Origin of the sequence: Martelella endophytica (assembly GCF_000960975.1) — a bacterium.
GTDB classification, from domain to species: Bacteria; Pseudomonadota; Alphaproteobacteria; order Rhizobiales; family Rhizobiaceae; genus Martelella; species Martelella endophytica.
On record NZ_CP010803.1, the window covers coordinates 3268969 to 3285824 of the forward strand.

A 16856-nucleotide genomic window follows, 5' to 3' on the forward strand; every position below is an offset into this window, starting at 1 on the left:
TATGGGTTTCACCAACGCGCCCGGCATGCTCGTGGCGTTCATCATCGCGATTTCCTTCCTCGTCTTCTTCCACGAGCTCGGGCACTATCTGGTCGCGCGCTGGTCCGGGATTCGCGTACTCGCCTTTTCGCTTGGCTTTGGCCCGGAGCTGATCGGACGGACTGATCGTCATGGCACGCGCTGGAAGATCTGCGCCGTGCCGCTTGGCGGCTACGTGCGCTTCTACGGTGATGAAGATGCCGCAAGCCGGCCGGATTTCGAGGGCACGGCAGCGCTTCCGCCTGAAGAGCGCGCCAAGACCTTCAACGGTGCAGCGCTCTGGAAGCGCGCAGCGACGGTGGCGGCCGGTCCGATCGCCAATTTCCTGCTCGCCATCGCAATCTTCGCGGTAATCTTCGCTGTCTATGGCCGCACGGTTTCCGATCCAGTGGTCGCCGAGGTGCAACCGGGAAGCCCGGCGGCGGAGGCCGGTATCGAGCCCGGCGACGTGATGAAGGCGCTCGACGGCCATAGTGTCGATACGTTCGACGCGGTGGTGCGCTATGTCAGCGTCCGGCCCGGTCTGCCGATCAGGATGACGGTCGAGCGCGACGGCGCGCCGGTGGACCTGACGGTGACGCCGGAGCGCGTCGAGGATTCCGATCGGTTCGGCAACACCATGGAGCTTGGCAGGATCGGCGTCGTTGCGACGCGCGATTCGGGCAATTTCCGCGTCGTCCGCTACGGTCCGGTCGATGCCGTGTGGCAGGGCGTGCTGCAGAGCTGGCACATCGTCGTGTCCACCTATGACTATATCACCAATGTCTTTGCAGGTCGGATGAAGGCCGATCAGATCGGCGGGCCGGTCAGGGTGGCGTCGATGGCGGGCCAGATGGCATCGCTCGGTTTTGTGGCCTTCGCCAACTTCGCCGCGATTCTCTCCGTGTCGGTCGGGCTCTTCAATCTGCTGCCTGTTCCGATGCTCGATGGCGGTCACCTGCTGTTTTATGCGATCGAGGCGCTGCGCGGTCGGCCGCTGTCGCAGCGGGTGCAGGAATTCGCCTTCCGCGTCGGGCTTTTCCTGGTGCTGGCGCTGATGGTGTTTGCCACATGGAACGACACGATCGGCCGTATGGGCTGACCGTGACTTTTTTAACCCTTTGACACTATTCGTTTTACAGTGCGCCTGCGCCATCTTGTGGCAAGCGGACGAGTGTGCGAATGTAGCCTTGCGTTTGACGTGAGAGATGCTAGGAAGCGCGTGAGGTGGCGGGATCATACCCTGTCACGGAACGCTGTTACGCTTCATTTACGATGATTCATAATTATCGTGGCGAATCCGCCACGCTTGGGGCGGAAGTTGCGGTTTGAAGGGGTCTTTCTATTGCGCGCGGTTACGAAGTCTTTAGAACGTAAAGCCGCAGTGCTGAAAACCGCTGATACCGAGCGAGTATAAAGGGTAGATTATAGCATGGCCGGTTCGAGATTTTTGAACACAGTTTCAGGTGCGGCGCTTTCTCTGGCAGTCGCCGTCTCCGGAGGAGTGGTCACCGCCATTGCCTTGCCTCAGTCCGCTGAAGCCGCGACCGTCAGCAACATCGTTGTAAACGGTGCTGGCGCGACGGGGGCAGATGCCATCAAGTCGAAGCTCTCCATCGTTCCCGGCAGGAGCTTCACGGATGCCGATATCAACCAGTCGATCCGCACGCTTTACGGTTCCGGCTACTTCTCTGACGTCAAGATTTCCGTCCAGGGCTCTACCCTGATCGTCAACGTCACCGAGAATCAGCTGATCAACCAGGTCGTCTTCAACGGCAACCGCAAGGTCAACGACAAGAAGCTTCAGGGCGTCGTGCAGCTGCACTCGCTCGGCCCGTACAGTCAGGCGCAGGCCGAGCTCGATGCGCAGCGCATCAAGGATGCCTATTCCCAGATCGGTCGTTCCGATGTCGAGGTTACCATCGACACCGCGACGGTGCAGGACAACCGCATCAACGTCGCCTTTGTTATCGATGAAGGTGGCCGCACGAAGACCAAGCACATCAATTTCGTTGGCAACAATACCTACGGTGCCTCGCGCCTTGCTGCTGTCATCGACACCAAGCGCTCGACGCCGCTCTCGTTCCTGACCCGCAAGGATATCTACAATCCGGACCAGGTCCGTCACGACGGCGATCTGCTGCGCGAATTCTACAACAATCACGGTTTCCCGGATTTCCGTCTGCTGTCGACCGACGTTCAGTATGACGACGTCGACAATAGCTATTCGATCACCTTCACCATGGACGAAGGTGCGCGTTACCGCTTCTCCGATATTGGTGTCGACACGACGATCACCGGCATGAATGTCGATAACCTCAAGGGCGATATCGATACGAAGTCCGGCAAGTACTATGATGCCGACAATATCCAGAAGACCTCGGAAGCGATCGCCGCTTCGGCCTCGTCGCAGGGTTATCCGTTTGCGCAGGTCAACCCGCGCCTCGACCGTGACTTCTCGACCGATACGGTCGCCGTCAACTATCAGGTCGACCAGGGTGTGAAGGCCTACATCGAACGCATTGAAATCGTTGGTAATACGCGTACCCGCGACTACGTTATCCGTCGCGAGTTCGATCTTGCGGAAGGCGATGCCTATAACCGCGAACTGATCGCCCGCACCAAGCGTCGGCTTGAGGCTCTCGGCTACTTCTCGTCCGTCGATATCCGGACGCAGCCGGGCAGCGCGCCCGATCGCGTCGTTCTCGTGGTCGATGTGACCGACGAGCCGACCGGCTCGTTCTCGATCGGCGCCGGTTACGATGCCGAGGGCGATTCGCTGGTGCTGGAACTCTCGGTCGAAGAGCGTAACTTCCTCGGTCGCGGTCAGTATGTCCGCGCATCCGCCGGTCTTGGCGATGACGACTCGCAGATCTACAACTTCTCGTTCACCGAGCCCTTCTTCCTGGGTTATCGTCTGGCGGCCGGTTTCGATCTCTATCGCGCCACGTCGTCGACGCAGACCTATTACAGCTATGCCGAGACCGCCGGTACGCTGCGCGTGACGGCGCCGCTCACCGACGATCTGGCATCGACCTTCAAGTACAACTACCAGCAGTTCGAATACACTGGTGAGGGTAACTGGGAAGATCCGAACAATCTGTCGCCGATCTACCAGAACCTCGTCAACGGCAGCCCGTGGACAGTGTCTTCGCTCGAGCAGACCTTCAGCTATTCGACGGTCGATGATCGCAAGATGCCGCGTGAAGGAACGCTGGCGCAGCTTTCGAACACGATTGCGGGTCTCGGTGGCGATTCGCATTATTACAAGATTGCGGGTAAGGCGCGCTGGTATCAGATGCTGTCGGACCAGGCAGACATCGTCGGCTCGCTGACGGTTCGTGGCGGTTACGTTGCGCCGTTCGACGACAATCTGAACGTTTTCGACCAGTTCACGATCGGTGGCCAGGAAATCCGCGGCTTCAAGCAGAATGGTATCGGCCCGCGCACGGTCGAGCAGGGCGATGCGCTCGGCGGTCAGACCTATGCCGTTGTTTCTGCCGAGGCGAACTTCCCGGTTCCGTTCATTCCGGAAGATATCGCGCTGCGCGGCGCGGCCTATGTTGACGCCGGTTCGCTCTGGGGCAATCAGGTCGATGTCGACAATACGGCGATCGAGGGGACCGATTTCTCGCTCCGCGCTTCGGCCGGTGTCGGGCTGATCTGGAACTCGCCCTTCGGTGACCTTCGCTTCGACTACGCGATCCCGTTCGTGAAGGAAGATTTCGACGAGACGCAGCGTTTCCGTTTCGGAATTGCCAACACGTTCTGATCTCGCTTCCAGAGCTGACGTCATAACCGTTCTGGAGTGGCACCTGATGGATCAAAATCAGTTTTTCGGTGCGCGGCAGTCCATCCGTCTGGATGACCTTGCCGCTCGCATCGGCGCTGAATTGTCAACGAAGTCGGCCGGCGAGCGGATGGTGGAAACCATTGCTCCGATCTATCGGGCCGGACCGTTCGACATCTGCTATATTTCGTCAAAGCGCGGTGTGAAGGAGTTCGAGACCTGTCGGGCTGCCGCCGTGATCTGCGCGCCGGCTCTGAAGCCGCTCGTTCCGTCTTCGTTGCCGACGCTGGTCAGCGATGCGCCGCAGTTGGCTTTTGCCCGTGCTGCAGCGCTGCTTTATCCTGCATCGATGCGCCCGCAGCTTGCACTGGGTCGAGCTTCCGGCATCTCGCCTCAGGCGGTCGTCGACGATACCGCAGTGATTGAAAAGAGCGCCGAGATCGCCCCCTTTGCCGTCGTCGGCGCACGGGCGGTGATTGGCGCGGGCAGCCGCATTCTTTGCGGCGCGGTTATCGGCCCCGGCGTCAAGATCGGCCGCAATTCCACCATCGGTGTTCATACATCGGTCTCCAACGCCCTGATCGGCAACAATGTCATCGTCCACACCGGTGCCCGCATCGGCCAAGATGGTTTTGGCTATGCTGCGGGCCCGACGGGCATGGTGAAGCTGCCGCAGGTCGGCCGTGTCATCCTTCAGGACGATGTCGAGATCGGCGCGAACACGACCATCGATCGCGGTGCGATGGACGATACGGTGATCGGCGAGGGGACCAAGATCGATAATCTCGTCCAGATTGGGCATAACGTGCAGATCGGCCGTCATTGCGGTATCGTAAGCCAGGTTGGTATTGCCGGTAGCACGCGCATTGGCGATGGTGTGATGATCGGCGGGCAGGCCGGTTTGAACGGTCATATCGTAATCGGCAGCGGGGCGCAGATTGCGGCGAAGAGCGGTGTGTTGACATCGATTGCGCCGGGCGCGCGGATTGGCGGCAATCCGGCCGGACCGATCCGTGACTATTTGCGCGACGTCGCCGAGATGGAAAAGCGACTGGCGAAAGCGGGAGAAAACAAGGGTGAATGACGAGCTCAGAGAAACGATGGGGCATATGGAACTTCTGGACATCATGAAGTTCCTGCCGCATCGTTATCCGTTCCTGCTGGTCGACCGTATCGTTGACATCGACGGGGACGACAGCGCGGTTGGTATCAAGAACGTTACGGCCAACGAACCGCATTTCGTCGGGCATTTCCCGACCATGCCGATCATGCCGGGTGTTCTTCTGGTCGAAGGCATGGCCCAGACGGCGGGCGCCATTTGTGCCCGCAAGGCCGCTGAGACGGACAATCTCGTCTACTTCATGACCATCGACAATGCTCGATTCCGCAAGCCCGTCGTTCCCGGAGACCAGGTGCGTTTCAAGGTCGTCAAGCAGAAGCAGCGCCGCCGCGTCTGGAAGTTTCACTGCGAGGCTCTCGTCGATGGACAGATGGTCGCGGAGGCCGATATCGGCGCCATGATGGTGCGCAAGGAAGAAGAATGACCAGAATAGCCAGTTCCGCCGTCATCGACAAACGTGCTGTTGTCGAGGACGGCGCGACCATTGGCGAGAACGTGAAGATCGGTCCGCTCGCCTATGTCGGGGCCGATGTGGTGCTTGGCGACAACGTCACGCTGATGCATCATGCGATTGTAGAGGGCGTCACGGAGCTCGGCGCTGGCTGCACGGTGTTTCCGATGGCCGTCATCGGCGGTGCGCCGCAGAGCGTGCGCCACGATGGCAGCGCGACACGACTTATCGTCGGCCGCAATTGCACCTTCCGTGAGGGCGTTACCGTCAACACCGGTTCGTCGCATGGTGGGGCTGAGACGATTCTCGGGGACGACAATCTGCTGCTTGCCAATTCCCATGTCGGTCATGACTGCCGACTGGGGAGCAACATCATTCTTTCGAACAATGTGATGATTGGCGGCCACGCGACAGTGCATGACCGGGTGATTTTGAGCGGCGGCGCCGCCATCCATCAGTTTGTCCAGATCGGCCGCCAGGCCTTCGTCGGCGGACTTGCCGGCGTGGTCAACGACATCATTCCCTATGCCATGGTTGTCGATAATCCCGCTTTCATGGGCGGCCTCAATGTCGTCGGCATGCAGCGCGCCGGTATCGGGCGCGATGAGATCCATGTCGTGCGCAAGGCCTATCAGGCGATCTTCAGCGGCGGCCAGGTGCTGGAGAATGCCAAGGCGGCACGTGAAGAATTTGCGGACCAGAGCGCAGCCGTGCGGGAGATCCTCGATTTTATCCTCGACCGCGATGGTGATCGCGCGCTGACGACGCCGGGATCGCGCCGGCGAGGCAGCACGGCGTGACCAGCGGGGCGGCATCGCCAGCGGCCGGAGAGCCGATCGCGATCGTCGCCGGCAATGGCCGCCTGCCACACTATGTGGCTGAGGCCGCAAGGCGCGCGGGAAACGAACCCTTCATCATCCGCCTTTCAGGCGAGAGCAGCGATGACTGGACCGGTTATTCCTCTATGGAGGCCGGTCTCGGCGCCTTCGCGCCCGTTGTTGCCGCACTCAAGCAGCGCGGGATCAGCAAGGTCGTGCTCTCCGGTGGCGTGCGTACTCGGCCCGAGTGGTCGTCGCTTCGGCCGACGTTTCGCATTCTCCTGGCATTGCCCGCCATCTGGCGCAAGCTTAGCAGCGGCGGTGACGACAAGGTGCTGCGCATGGTGATCGCGCTTTTCGAGCAGCACGGTTTCGAGATTATAGGCGCGCAGGCGATTGCCGGTGAGCTTCTGGTGGGGGAGGGCGCGCTCGGCGCGGTGACACCCGACGAGAAGGCGCGGGCCGATATCGCCGCGGCTTGCGAGGCGGCGCGCGCCATCGGCCTTCTGGACATCGGCCAGGGGGCCGTCAGCGTTGGCGGCCGTGTGGTCGCCGTCGAGGGCGCCGAAGGGACCGACCAGATGCTGGACAGGGTGCGCTGGATGCGCGAGGTTGACCGGGTATCACCGATGCGGCCGGGTGTGCTGGTCAAGCTCTGCAAGCCGCAACAGGAAGAGCGGGCGGACCTGCCATCGATCGGCCCGGAAACCGTTCGCGCCGCGATTGCCGCCGGGCTCAGCGGCATTGCCATCGAGGCGGGCCGTGCGCTCATTCTCGACCGCGCGGAGACCATCCGCGCCGCCGATGCGGCCGGACTGTTCATTTTCGGCCTGACGGCGGCGGAGACAGAGGGGGGATCAGCCCATGGCTAAACCACTCCGGATCGGTGTCGTCGCCGGTGAAGTTTCCGGCGATCTCCTCGGCGGCAATCTCATTACAGCGCTGAAGGGCATGTATGACGGGCCGGTCGAGCTGGTCGGCGTTGGCGGCGATGCGCTGACGGCCGAGGGGTTGAATTCGCTGTTCGACTATTCTGAGCTATCGATCATGGGCTTCACCCAGGTGATCGCGAGGCTGCCGCGCCTTCTTCGGCGCATTCGCCAGACGGCCGACGCGCTGATTGCGGCAAAGCCGGAGCTGCTTCTGATCATCGATAGCCCCGATTTCACCCACCGTGTCGCACGGCGCGTCCGCAGGGCGCTGCCGGACCTGCCGATCGTCGACTATGTCTGCCCGAGCGTCTGGGCCTGGAAGGAATATCGTGCAGCGGCGATGACGGCCTATGTCGACCATGTGCTGGCGGTGCTGCCTTTCGAGCCGGCGGCAATGGAGCGTCTCGGCGGTCCGCCGACCACGTTCGTCGGCCATCGCCTGACCGAGGTGCCGGGCGTTCAGGCCGCGCGCAACCATCGATCACTGCCAGAGCCCGGCGAGCGGGCGACCATCCTGCTGCTGCCGGGCTCGCGCGCCGGTGAAATCCGCTCTCTTGCGCCGGTTTTTCGCGAAGTCGCCGAAATTTTCGCCGCGCGCAATGCCGATGTGCGCTTCCTGATGCCGACGGTGCGTCATCGCGAGGCGGATATCCGGGCTGCGATCGCCGACTGGCCGGTGAAACCGGAGATCGTGCTTGGCGAAGAGGGCAAGTGGCGAGCCTTCGGCGAGGCCCATGCGGCGGTTGCCGCCTCCGGCACGGTGGTGCTCGAACTGGCACTCAGCGGCGTTCCTGCGGTTTCGGCCTACAAGGCCGATTTCATCGGGCGGTTCATGCTGAAGAAGATCACCATCTGGTCAGCCTCGCTGCCGAACATCATCGCCGATGCGCCGCTGGTGCCCGAATATTTCAATGACACGATGCGCGCCGGCGCGCTTGCCCGCTGGCTTGAGTTGCTGAGCGCCGACACGCTGCAGCGCCGCGCCATGGTCGAGGGCTTTGATCGCGTCTGGGATCTGATGCAGACCGACGTTCCGCCGGGGCGCAAGGCCGCTCAGGTGGTGCTCGATGTGCTTTCGCGCTGAACCACGACAAAGTCTGAATGCAAAAAGGGCCGGCGAATGACCGGCCCTTTCCTGTTCTGTGTGCAGTGATTGCTCAGCGTTCGGCAACCGGCACGAAGTCGCGATGGTCGGCGCCGGTGTAGAGCTGGCGCGGACGGCCGATGCGCTGTTCCGGATCCTCGATCATCTCGTTCCACTGGGCAATCCAGCCGACGGTGCGGGCGAGCGCGAAGAGAACAGTGAACATCGTCGTGGGGAAGCCCAGCGCCTTCAGGGTGATGCCCGAATAGAAGTCGATGTTCGGGTAGAGCTTCTTCTCGATGAAGTACTCGTCGGTGAGCGCGATCCTCTCGAGTTCCATGGCGACGTCGAGGAGCGGATCGTCCTTGATTCCGAGTTCGCCGAGAACCTCGTGGCAGGTCTTCTGCATGATCTTGGCACGCGGGTCGTAGTTCTTGTAGACGCGGTGGCCAAAGCCCATCAGGCGGAACGGATCGTCGCGGTCCTTGGCGCGGGCGATATATTCCGGAATGCGGTCAACCGAGCCGATTTCCTGCAGCATGTTGAGTGCGGCCTCGTTGGCGCCGCCATGGGCGGGGCCCCAGAGGCAGGCGATGCCGGCAGCAATGCAGGCGAAAGGATTGGCACCCGATGAGCCTGCGAGGCGAACGGTCGAGGTCGAGGCGTTCTGCTCGTGGTCGGCGTGCAGGATGAAGATGCGGTCCAGCGCGCGGGCCAGGATCGGATTGACCTTGTATTCCTCGCACGGCGTGGCGAAGCACATGTGCAGGAAGTTGGCCGCATAATCGAGATCGTTGCGCGGGTAAACGAAGGGCTCGCCGACATGATACTTGTAGGCCATGGCCGCGATCGTCGGGATCTTGGCGATCATGCGAACGCTGGCAATCTCGCGCTTGTAGGGATCGGAGATGTCGATCGAGTCGTGATAGAAGGCCGACATTGCACCGACTGCGCCACAGAGGATCGCCATCGGGTGGGCATCACGGCGGAAGCCGGTGAAGAGCCGCGTCAGCTGCTCGTGGATCATCGTGTGGCGGGTAACGCGGGTATCGAAATCCTTGAGTTGCGTCGCCGTCGGCAGTTCGCCGAACAGAAGCAGGTAGCAGGTTTCCAGGAAGCTTGCGTTTTCGGCAAGCTGGTCGATCGGATAGCCGCGATGCAGGAGGATGCCCTGGTCGCCGTCGATGAAAGTGATCTTCGACTTGCACGATGCCGTCGAGGTGAAGCCGGGGTCATAGGTGAACATGCCCGACTCTTTGTAAAGTGAGGCAATGTCGAGCACCTTGGGACCGAAGGTGCCTGCTTCGACTTTCAGCTCGAGTTCTTTGCCGTCGAGCGTGAGTTTGCCTTGTTCCGTCATGCTGTCCTCCAAATGTTCAGGCGCGAGACGCTTGATTGAGTATTCATGAATTTTAACAACTTGGTATAGGATCGACGCGCCGCTGCCAAGCCGCAGAATGGGCGTTGTTGCGATGCGGTCGAATGTTGATACCTGCGTTTAGCAAGTTTTTTGGCCGCGTGGAAAGGAAATTCTGCACCACTTTCAAGCGGCGGCGATTGCATTCCCTCTACAACCGTTCCACGATACTCAGGGTTGCATGGGGCGTGGCCGGTGAAAGTGGAGGATAATGCAGCAGGAACCGCCGGCAGGCGGCAGAGGGCGCGAAGCGGCAGCGCGTTGCGGCGCCTCCGGCTGCTCCGAAGCAGGTTGAAAACGCCGACGTCGGGAGACGATGCAGCCGCAGCGCCCGAGCGGTTCCTGGGCACTGCCCGCGGCAATCTGACGCGGCTCATGGAAGAGGAACTCGCCTTTGGCCGCGCCTTTCTGCTTGCGCCGGTCGCGATTGCAGCGGGGGCAATCTGGTGGTTCTCGCGAGCCGAGGCGCCCGCTTTCTGGGCATTGATGCTCTATGGCACGCTCTTCATCATTGCCGCAGTCTTGCTGCGACACGCGCGCGCGCTGATCCGTCTCACCACGGCTGCCTGCGCCCTGTTCTTCGCCGGCGCGCTCTTTGCCGCGCTGCAGACCGACCGGCTTTCGACGGTGATGCTGGATTCGCCGGTGGTAACCCACGTCACCGGCATTGTCGCCGAGCGCGAGAAGACGACCTCCGGCTGGCGCTACGTCGTCGATGTTTCAGCGACGGACGATCCCGTCATCCACCGCCCGCCGCAGCGGGTGGCGCTTGTGGCGCGTGGGAACAAGCCGCCGGTTGCGGTCGGCGGCGGCATTTCCGGCCTTGCCCGCCTGTCGCCACCATCCGCACCGGCGCTGCCCGGCCTCGTCGACTTCGGCTTCCTCTCCTATTTCGATGGCATCGGCGCGATCGGCTATTTCTATGGTCCGCCGGAGCCGGCGGCGATGGCCGCAAACGCGCCGAAGCCGGGGGCGGTCATGCTTGCGATCGCGGAATTGCGCGAGGCGATTGCTGCCCGGATCCGTGCTGTGCTGCCGGGCGAATCCGGTGCGTTTGCCAATGCCATCATCACCGGCGAACGGAGGGCAATGGGGGCCGAAACGCTCGACGCGCTGCGCAACGCCGGCCTTGCCCATGTCATCGCCATCTCCGGACTGCATATGGCGCTCGCCGCCGGCATCTTCTTCACAAGCCTTCGGTTGCTGCTGGCGCTTTCCGTGCACGGCGCCGAGGCGTTCGCGACCAAAAAGGTGGCGGCCATCGCCGCGCTGGCGGCGGCGTTCTTCTATCTTCTCGTGTCCGGCATGCAGGTCTCCGCCCAGCGCGCCTTCCTGATGCTCGCGATCATGCTGATTGCCGCGCTGTTTGACCGTCCGGCGATCAGCCTGCGCAATGTTGCGGTCTCGGCGCTCGTCATTCTGGCGCTGTCGCCCTCTGAGGCCTCGGGTCCCGGCATGCAGATGTCGTTTGCCGCCACGGCGGCGTTGATCGCGGGGTACAGCCTCTGGCAACGCTCGGGCTCCCGGCGTCATGCCGAGTCGCGGCGCAACGGCGTGATCCGCATCCTGTTCCTGTTTGCCGCCGGCATCGTGCTGACCGCGCTGATTGGGGGGCTTTCGACCGCGCCCTTCGCCATAGCGCATTTCCAGCGCGTTGCCGGTTATGGCCTGTTGGGCAATCTTCTGGCGATGCCGGTGATCACTTTTATCGTGATGCCGGCTGGGCTTGCCGCGATGCTGACGATGCCGCTTGGCCTGCACGGGCCGTTCCTTCATGTCATGGGGGCAGGGCTCGATTGGGTGATGGCCACCGCCCACTGGGTGAAACAGCTCGGCGGGGCATTTTCCACGGGCAAGGCGCCGGCGGGTTTCCTGCTTCTGTTCACCGCCGGTTTCGTGCCCTTCGTGCTCCTGCGCACGCGCCTGCGCTATGTCGGGGTCGTGCCGATGCTGCTGGCATTCGGGCTTTTCGCCCGGGCTGGCGATCACAGCGCGGTCCGCATCCTCGTCTCCGAAGATGGTGATCTCGTCGCCATCGTGAGGAACACCAGCGCTGCCGTCAGCGACAAACGGCCGCCCGCCTTCATCTACGAGCAATGGCAGACCGCGCTCGCGCTTGAAGAAACCGTTCCGCCAATCATGGTCGAACCCGGCGAGCCCTTCATTGACGCCACCGATCGCCGCGCACGTCTGGACGATAACGCTGCCTGGCGTCGCGGGCGCGCCGAACTTGCCGGCCTGGTCAGCGAGGCATTGCTGACGCCTGACCGGTTTTACTGCAAGAAAGATCTATGGTGTGTGGCTGCACCGGACGGCCTTGTCGTGGTCCAGGCGCTGCATCCAGCCCTCGTCGGCCTTGCCTGCGACGTCGGCGATATCGTGATCAGCCTCTATCGTACCGGCTACCAAACCTGCCGAAGCGGCCGTTTTCTGGTCACCCCGCAAATGCGACGCGAGGCCGGTGCCATCGTCTTCACGCTGGCACCGGCTTTCGGCTTATCGGAAAAGGCCGAGGTTCACGACGGGATCACCACGGTCAGGCCGCTATCGGGGGAGGGGGCGAGAAAACACGCATGCACCGTCGTCACCATAGCACCCTCGGTCACGACGCTTGCACGAGAATGGAGCCGCCACCGTCTCTACGACTGGCGAAGCGGCGACTTCAGGTCGCCGATCGCCTTGCCGGAAAGGCTGGTGATCAGTGGTAGCGACGAATCAGGCCGACCAGCTTGCCCTGAACCTTGACCTGATCGGCGGCGAAGATGCGGGTCTCGTAAGCCGGGTTTGCAGCCTCGAGCGCGATCGATGCGCCCTTGCGGCGGAAGCGCTTCAGCGTCGCCTCTTCGTCATTGACGAGTGCAACGACGATATCGCCTGGAGCCGCCGTGTTGATGTTGCGGATGATCACGGTGTCGCCGTCGAATATCCCGGCCTCGATCATCGAATCACCCTGGACTTCCAGCGCGTAATGCTCACCTGCGCCCAGCATGTCGGCCGGAACGGCCATGTTATGGGTGTTTTCCTGGATGGCCGAAATCGGCACACCGGCCGCGATCCGGCCCATCACCGGAACTTCGGTGGAGCCGCTGTCGCTGCTCACAGCCTTGGGCGCGGCGACCTCTGCCTTCTTGCCGAGACTGCCTTCGATGACACTGGGGGAGAAGCCGCGGCGCGGCGGCTGCTGGGCGACGAAACTGTCCGGCATGCGCAGGATTTCCAGCGCTCGGGCCCTGTTTGGCAGGCGGCGGATGAAGCCGCGTTCCTCAAGAGCCGTAATCAGCCGATGGATGCCGGATTTGGAAGCAAGATCAAGCGCCTCCTTCATCTCGTCGAAGGAAGGGGGAATTCCGGACTCCTTCATTCGCTCGTGAATGAAGAACAGGAGTTCCTGTTGTTTACGCGTCAGCATCCCGCACCCTTTCGCAACCCATAGTATAAGAAACAAATACAGAACGAACTATATATGTTCTTAACATGTTCCGCAAGAGTGCGCTGTGGCATCCGTGTTCGGGATAGTCATACAAAACCGACGCCGAAAGCATTGGCTTTCGGCGGCGCACATTCGGTGCAAATTTCCAGCGTTGTGAGCTCAGGCGCTGGCGGCTGAAGGGAGGCCGAGATTCAATTTTCTGGCCATCGTCTTGAGCGTCTGCTTCCGCGACGTCTGCAGCATGCCGGCTTCGAGAGCGGCCGCGACAAATGCATCGCGGGCCTGGCCCAGATGGCCGGGCTGCTCACCAGCGCGCACGCAAAGCTCAAGGGCGTTTTCGAAGTGCGGACCCTGTTTGACCGGCCATCTGCTCTTGAGAACATCCTCAGCATGGCTAGGGCCTTCGATCGTGAGGGTGTGGCCATCCTTGGCGCGAATGTGAACCGGGGACGTCCAAAAGGCGATGAGACGGGTCATGGTGGATATCCTTGTCTTGGTCGGGAAGGGCATCGATTTATGATAGGGGAACTGCCTGCGAGGCAGTTTTGTTCCCGCCGCCGAGTGCTTTATTGAGGGAGCCGGGTTCACGATCAGCACCAGCGGCTGGCGGCGCACTTCCGGGCGCGATTCGGCAGAAGTTCCATCGCGCCGGATTGATTTGGCGACGCCGACGCCCTAATCAGTCGGTCAGTCAGGTTCGTCGGCAAATGGTGCAGAAACCATCAGGTTGCGAGCCTCTTTTCCGGAGAATGAAGAAGAGACGATGGCAGGAACGAATTCGGAGCGCACCATGATTGCCGAAGGACCGGTGGTCATTCTGGTCAATCCGCAGCTTGGCGAGAACATCGGCATGGTGGCGCGCGCCATGGCCAATTTCGGACTGGCGGAGCTCCGCCTTGTCGACCCGCGCGATGGCTGGCCGAGCGAGACGGCGCGGGCCGCCGCCTCCAAGGCCGATCACGTGATTGACGGCGCCCGAGTGTTCGACCGGCTCGAAGATGCGATCGCCGACCTGAACTTCGTCTATGCGACGACGGCGCGAAGCCGTGACGGCTTCAAGCCTGTGCGTGGGCCGACCGTTGCCGCGCGCACACTGCGGCAGCGTTTCACCGCCGGCGAGCGGACGGGCATCCTGTTCGGGCGTGAGCGCTGGGGGCTCAGCAATGAGGAGGTGGCGCTTGCCGACGAGATCGTCACTTTCCCGGTCAATCCGGCCTTTGCATCGCTCAACATTGCCCAGGCCGTGCTGCTGATGTCCTATGAATGGATGAAATCCGGTATGGCGGACGAGGCGGAGACGCCGTTCCAGGCGGTCGAGCAGACGCCGGCCACCAAGGAGGACCTGTTCGGCTTCTTCGGCCACCTTGAGGATGCCTTGGATGCGCGCGGTTATTTCCGCCCTGCCGACAAGCGACCGCGCATGATCGAGAACCTCCGCTCAGTCTTCACGCGCCGAGCCATGAGCCTGCAGGAAATCCATGTTCTAAGGGGTGTTATCTCCTCGTTTGATCGCTACCGGCGCAAGGAGAACGACGACAATGACTGAGGCTGCCGGCCCGGTCCTGGTGTTCGATTCGGGCATTGGCGGGCTCACCGTGCTGCGCGAGGCGCGGATGCTGATGCCGGAGCGCCGCTTCGTCTACGTTGCCGACACCGCGGCCTTCCCCTATGGCGACTGGGACGAGGAGGCGCTGTTGGCGCACATCCTTGCGCTTTTCGAACGGCTGATCGAGGATATACGGCCCGTCTGCGTCATCATCGCCTGCAATACCGCGTTCACGCTTGCGGGCGCTGCATTGCGGGCGCGGTTCACCGAGATGGATTTCGTCGGGACGGTTCCCGCCATCAAGCCGGCCGCCGAACGCACCGTGTCCGGTCTGATCTCGGTTCTGGCTACGCCGGTCACCGTCAAGCGCGATTACACCCGGACGCTGATCGAAAGCTTCGCCAGCCATTGCCACGCCCGGCTTGTCGGCTCCCGCTATCTGGCCGCACTTGCCGAGGACTATATCTGCGGCATCGAGGTTTCAGACAAGGCATTGTGGGACGAGATTGCGCCGTGCTTCGTCGAGGAGGAGGGGCGGCGCACCGACATCGTCGTGCTCGCCTGCACTCACTATCCTTTCCTTGCCAACCGGTTTCGCAAGCTCGCGCCGTGGCCGGTGGACTGGATCAACCCGGCAGAGGCAATTGCCCTGCAGGCCCGGCGGGTGATCGGCCGGCATGGCGGCGCAGATGCCATCAGCGGCCCCAATCCGGATTTCGCCGTCTTCACGGGCAATGCCAGCCCGGCGATGAAACGGCTGATGCAGGGCTTCGGCCTTTCCGTCGCCCCGCCTGCCTAGCCTCAGTCGAGGCCGGGGATCGGCACGCCGAAGGTCTGGGCGAGCAGCACCAGGTTCAGCGAAAGAACGGCGGCTGCACCGATGATGGCGAGCGCACCAATGAGACGGCCATTGGCGAATTCGCCCATCACCTTGCGGCTGCGGGTAAAGATCACCAGCGAAATCATCGGCACGGGGAGCGCGATCGACAGGATGATCTGGCTCACCACCAGTGCCTCGGTGGCATTCACGCCAAGCGCCACGACGACGAAGGCCGGCACCATGGTGATCAGCCGCCGCAGCCAGATCGGAATGCGGAAGCCGATGAAGCCTTGCATGATCATCTGGCCGGCCATGGTGCCGACGACCGAACTGGAAATGCCCGAGGCAATCAGCGAAATCAGAAAGGCGGCCGCCGCCGCGCCGCCGAGCAGTGGTGTCAGCATGTGGTAGGCGGTTTCGATTTCGGCGACTTCGCTGTGGCCGTTATGGAAGGCGCTCGCCGCCATCATCACCATCGCCATGTTGACGACGCCCGCAACGGCCAGTGCCAGCACCACCTCGACGTTCGAGAAGCGCAGCACGCGCCGCTTTTCGCTGTCGTTCTTGACGGCCACACGATGCTGGGTGAGCCCCGAATGCAGATAGACGGCGTGCGGCATGACGGTGGCGCCGATAATGCCGACGGCGATTGCAAGCGCGGTCGCATCCGGAATGTCCGGCCGCACCAGGTGGAAGCCGGCCTCACCCCAGGCGATCGGGGCAATGAACAGCTCCACGACATAGCAAAGACTGATGACGCCGATGAGGCTGCCGATGATCAGCTCCATCGGGCGGAAGCCGCGACTTTCAAACAGCAGGATGCCATAAGTGACAACCGCCGTGACACCCATGCCCGCCATCAGCGGCATATCGAACAGCAGCGCGAGGCCGATGGCACCACCGAGGAATTCCGCGAGATCCGTGGCCATCGCCGCGATCTCGCTGACGATCCAGGCAATGATGACCACGGGCTTGGAAAATTCGTCGCGACAGACTTCTGCGAGATTGCGGCCGGTGACGATCCCGAGCTTGGCCGACAGTGCCTGGAACAGCATGGCGATCAGGTTCGCAAACAGCACCACCCAAAGCAGGGCATAGCCATAGCCGGCGCCGGCCTGGATATTGGTCGCGTAGTTGCCAGGATCGACATAGGCAATCGAGGCGATCACGGCAGGGCCGGCAAAGAGCAGCGCCGCGCGCGGCCTCACCTTGCCGGATGCGAGCGCCTGCTCGATGGCCGTGTTGGTCCTGTCCGTCAGTGACGGGCGCTTGGAGGGCAGATCTGACATGGGGCGGGGCACACCGGTATTGTAGAATTATTCGAAATATAGCCTAGGCTACATATTTGTCAAACGTCGTTATCGGCGTCTCTGTTCCAACGAAAAGTTTGCCTTGCGCGGACCCTCAGGATAGAACGATACGAAGAGAAT

The 16856-nt window shown here is 62.2% G+C and carries 14 protein-coding genes; 10 read left to right on the forward strand and 4 right to left on the reverse strand.

Features of this window, described 5'->3' with window-relative positions:
- Nucleotide 1: 1 nt before the first annotated feature.
- The 7 genes from rseP to lpxB all read left to right on the forward strand — a co-directional run bounded on the left by rseP (nucleotide 2) and on the right by lpxB (nucleotide 8213).
- Nucleotides 2-1120: an RIP metalloprotease RseP gene (gene rseP, locus TM49_RS14935; RefSeq protein ID WP_045682420.1), complete on the forward strand. Its 1119-nt coding sequence runs from the start codon at nucleotides 2-4 to the stop codon at nucleotides 1118-1120.
- 330 nt (nucleotides 1121-1450) lie between these two features.
- Nucleotides 1451-3790 carry an outer membrane protein assembly factor BamA gene (gene bamA, locus TM49_RS14940; RefSeq protein WP_045682421.1) on the forward strand — a complete coding sequence of 780 codons (2340 nt, stop codon included), beginning with the start codon at nucleotides 1451-1453 and terminating at the stop codon, nucleotides 3788-3790.
- Nucleotides 3791-3836: 46 nt separating this feature from the next.
- Nucleotides 3837-4892, forward strand: coding sequence for a UDP-3-O-(3-hydroxymyristoyl)glucosamine N-acyltransferase (gene lpxD / locus TM49_RS14945; protein ID WP_045682423.1), 1056 nt, complete (start codon nucleotides 3837-3839; stop codon nucleotides 4890-4892).
- Nucleotides 4893-4917: 25 nt separating this feature from the next.
- Nucleotides 4918-5352: a 3-hydroxyacyl-ACP dehydratase FabZ gene (fabZ, locus tag TM49_RS14950; protein ID WP_425283248.1), complete on the forward strand. Its 435-nt coding sequence runs from the start codon at nucleotides 4918-4920 to the stop codon at nucleotides 5350-5352.
- Nucleotides 5349-6179: an acyl-ACP--UDP-N-acetylglucosamine O-acyltransferase gene (gene lpxA, locus TM49_RS14955; RefSeq protein ID WP_045682427.1), complete on the forward strand. Its 831-nt coding sequence runs from the start codon at nucleotides 5349-5351 to the stop codon at nucleotides 6177-6179. The genes fabZ and lpxA overlap by 4 nt, the downstream gene beginning before the upstream one ends.
- Nucleotides 6176-7069, forward strand: coding sequence for an LpxI family protein (locus tag TM49_RS14960; RefSeq protein ID WP_045682429.1), 894 nt, complete (start codon nucleotides 6176-6178; stop codon nucleotides 7067-7069). Before lpxA ends, TM49_RS14960 begins: the two co-directional genes overlap by 4 nt.
- Nucleotides 7062-8213 (forward strand): lipid-A-disaccharide synthase, encoded by a 1152-nt coding sequence (lpxB, locus tag TM49_RS14965; RefSeq protein ID WP_045682431.1) that lies wholly within the window; start codon nucleotides 7062-7064, stop codon nucleotides 8211-8213. The genes TM49_RS14960 and lpxB overlap by 8 nt, the downstream gene beginning before the upstream one ends.
- 73 nt (nucleotides 8214-8286) lie before the next feature.
- Here lpxB and gltA read toward each other — a convergent pair whose 3' ends face one another.
- Nucleotides 8287-9573, reverse strand: coding sequence for a citrate synthase (gltA, locus tag TM49_RS14970; protein WP_045682433.1), 1287 nt, complete (start codon nucleotides 9571-9573; stop codon nucleotides 8287-8289).
- A 348-nt stretch (nucleotides 9574-9921) separates the two neighbouring features.
- On the opposite strand from gltA, the gene TM49_RS14975 reads away from it, so the two are divergent.
- Complete coding sequence (locus tag TM49_RS14975; protein ID WP_052699866.1) at nucleotides 9922-12375, forward strand: ComEC/Rec2 family competence protein; 2454 nt, start codon at nucleotides 9922-9924, stop codon at nucleotides 12373-12375.
- Here the strand turns inward: TM49_RS14975 and lexA are convergent.
- Together lexA and TM49_RS14985 are read right to left on the reverse strand one after the other, a co-directional pair.
- Complete coding sequence (lexA, locus tag TM49_RS14980; protein WP_045682435.1) at nucleotides 12329-13039, reverse strand: transcriptional repressor LexA; 711 nt, start codon at nucleotides 13037-13039, stop codon at nucleotides 12329-12331. The genes TM49_RS14975 and lexA overlap by 47 nt on opposite strands.
- Before the next feature lie 180 nt (nucleotides 13040-13219).
- On the reverse strand, nucleotides 13220-13537 hold the full coding sequence (locus TM49_RS14985) for a DUF982 domain-containing protein (RefSeq protein ID WP_045682437.1): 318 nt from the start codon (nucleotides 13535-13537) through the stop codon (nucleotides 13220-13222).
- Nucleotides 13538-13823: 286 nt separating this feature from the next.
- On the opposite strand from TM49_RS14985, the gene TM49_RS14990 reads away from it, so the two are divergent.
- Nucleotides 13824-14606, forward strand: coding sequence for an RNA methyltransferase (locus TM49_RS14990; protein WP_045682446.1), 783 nt, complete (start codon nucleotides 13824-13826; stop codon nucleotides 14604-14606).
- Complete coding sequence (gene murI, locus TM49_RS14995) at nucleotides 14599-15405, forward strand: glutamate racemase (RefSeq protein ID WP_045682447.1); 807 nt, start codon at nucleotides 14599-14601, stop codon at nucleotides 15403-15405. The genes TM49_RS14990 and murI overlap by 8 nt, the downstream gene beginning before the upstream one ends.
- Before the next feature lie 2 nt (nucleotides 15406-15407).
- Here murI and TM49_RS15000 read toward each other — a convergent pair whose 3' ends face one another.
- Nucleotides 15408-16715 carry an Nramp family divalent metal transporter gene (locus TM49_RS15000; RefSeq protein WP_045682449.1) on the reverse strand — a complete coding sequence of 436 codons (1308 nt, stop codon included), beginning with the start codon at nucleotides 16713-16715 and terminating at the stop codon, nucleotides 15408-15410.
- Nucleotides 16716-16856: the final 141 nt, after the last annotated feature.

Bases quoted from the DNA above. Each gene is read 5' to 3' on its own strand.
- TM49_RS14990 (WP_045682446.1), top strand. From the start codon at position 13,824: ATGGCAGGAACGAATTCGGAGCGCACCATGATTGCCGAAGGACCGGTG.
- lpxB (WP_045682431.1), top strand. From the start codon at position 7,062: ATGGCTAAACCACTCCGGATCGGTGTCGTCGCCGGTGAAGTTTCCGGC.
- lexA (WP_045682435.1), bottom strand. From the start codon at position 13,039: ATGCTGACGCGTAAACAACAGGAACTCCTGTTCTTCATTCACGAGCGA.
- lpxD (WP_045682423.1), top strand. From the start codon at position 3,837: ATGGATCAAAATCAGTTTTTCGGTGCGCGGCAGTCCATCCGTCTGGAT.
- fabZ (WP_425283248.1), top strand. From the start codon at position 4,918: ATGGAACTTCTGGACATCATGAAGTTCCTGCCGCATCGTTATCCGTTC.
- murI (WP_045682447.1), top strand. From the start codon at position 14,599: ATGACTGAGGCTGCCGGCCCGGTCCTGGTGTTCGATTCGGGCATTGGC.
- TM49_RS15000 (WP_045682449.1), bottom strand. From the start codon at position 16,715: ATGTCAGATCTGCCCTCCAAGCGCCCGTCACTGACGGACAGGACCAAC.
- gltA (WP_045682433.1), bottom strand. From the start codon at position 9,573: ATGACGGAACAAGGCAAACTCACGCTCGACGGCAAAGAACTCGAGCTG.
- rseP (WP_045682420.1), top strand. From the start codon at position 2: ATGGGTTTCACCAACGCGCCCGGCATGCTCGTGGCGTTCATCATCGCG.
- lpxA (WP_045682427.1), top strand. From the start codon at position 5,349: ATGACCAGAATAGCCAGTTCCGCCGTCATCGACAAACGTGCTGTTGTC.
- TM49_RS14985 (WP_045682437.1), bottom strand. From the start codon at position 13,537: ATGACCCGTCTCATCGCCTTTTGGACGTCCCCGGTTCACATTCGCGCC.
- bamA (WP_045682421.1), top strand. From the start codon at position 1,451: ATGGCCGGTTCGAGATTTTTGAACACAGTTTCAGGTGCGGCGCTTTCT.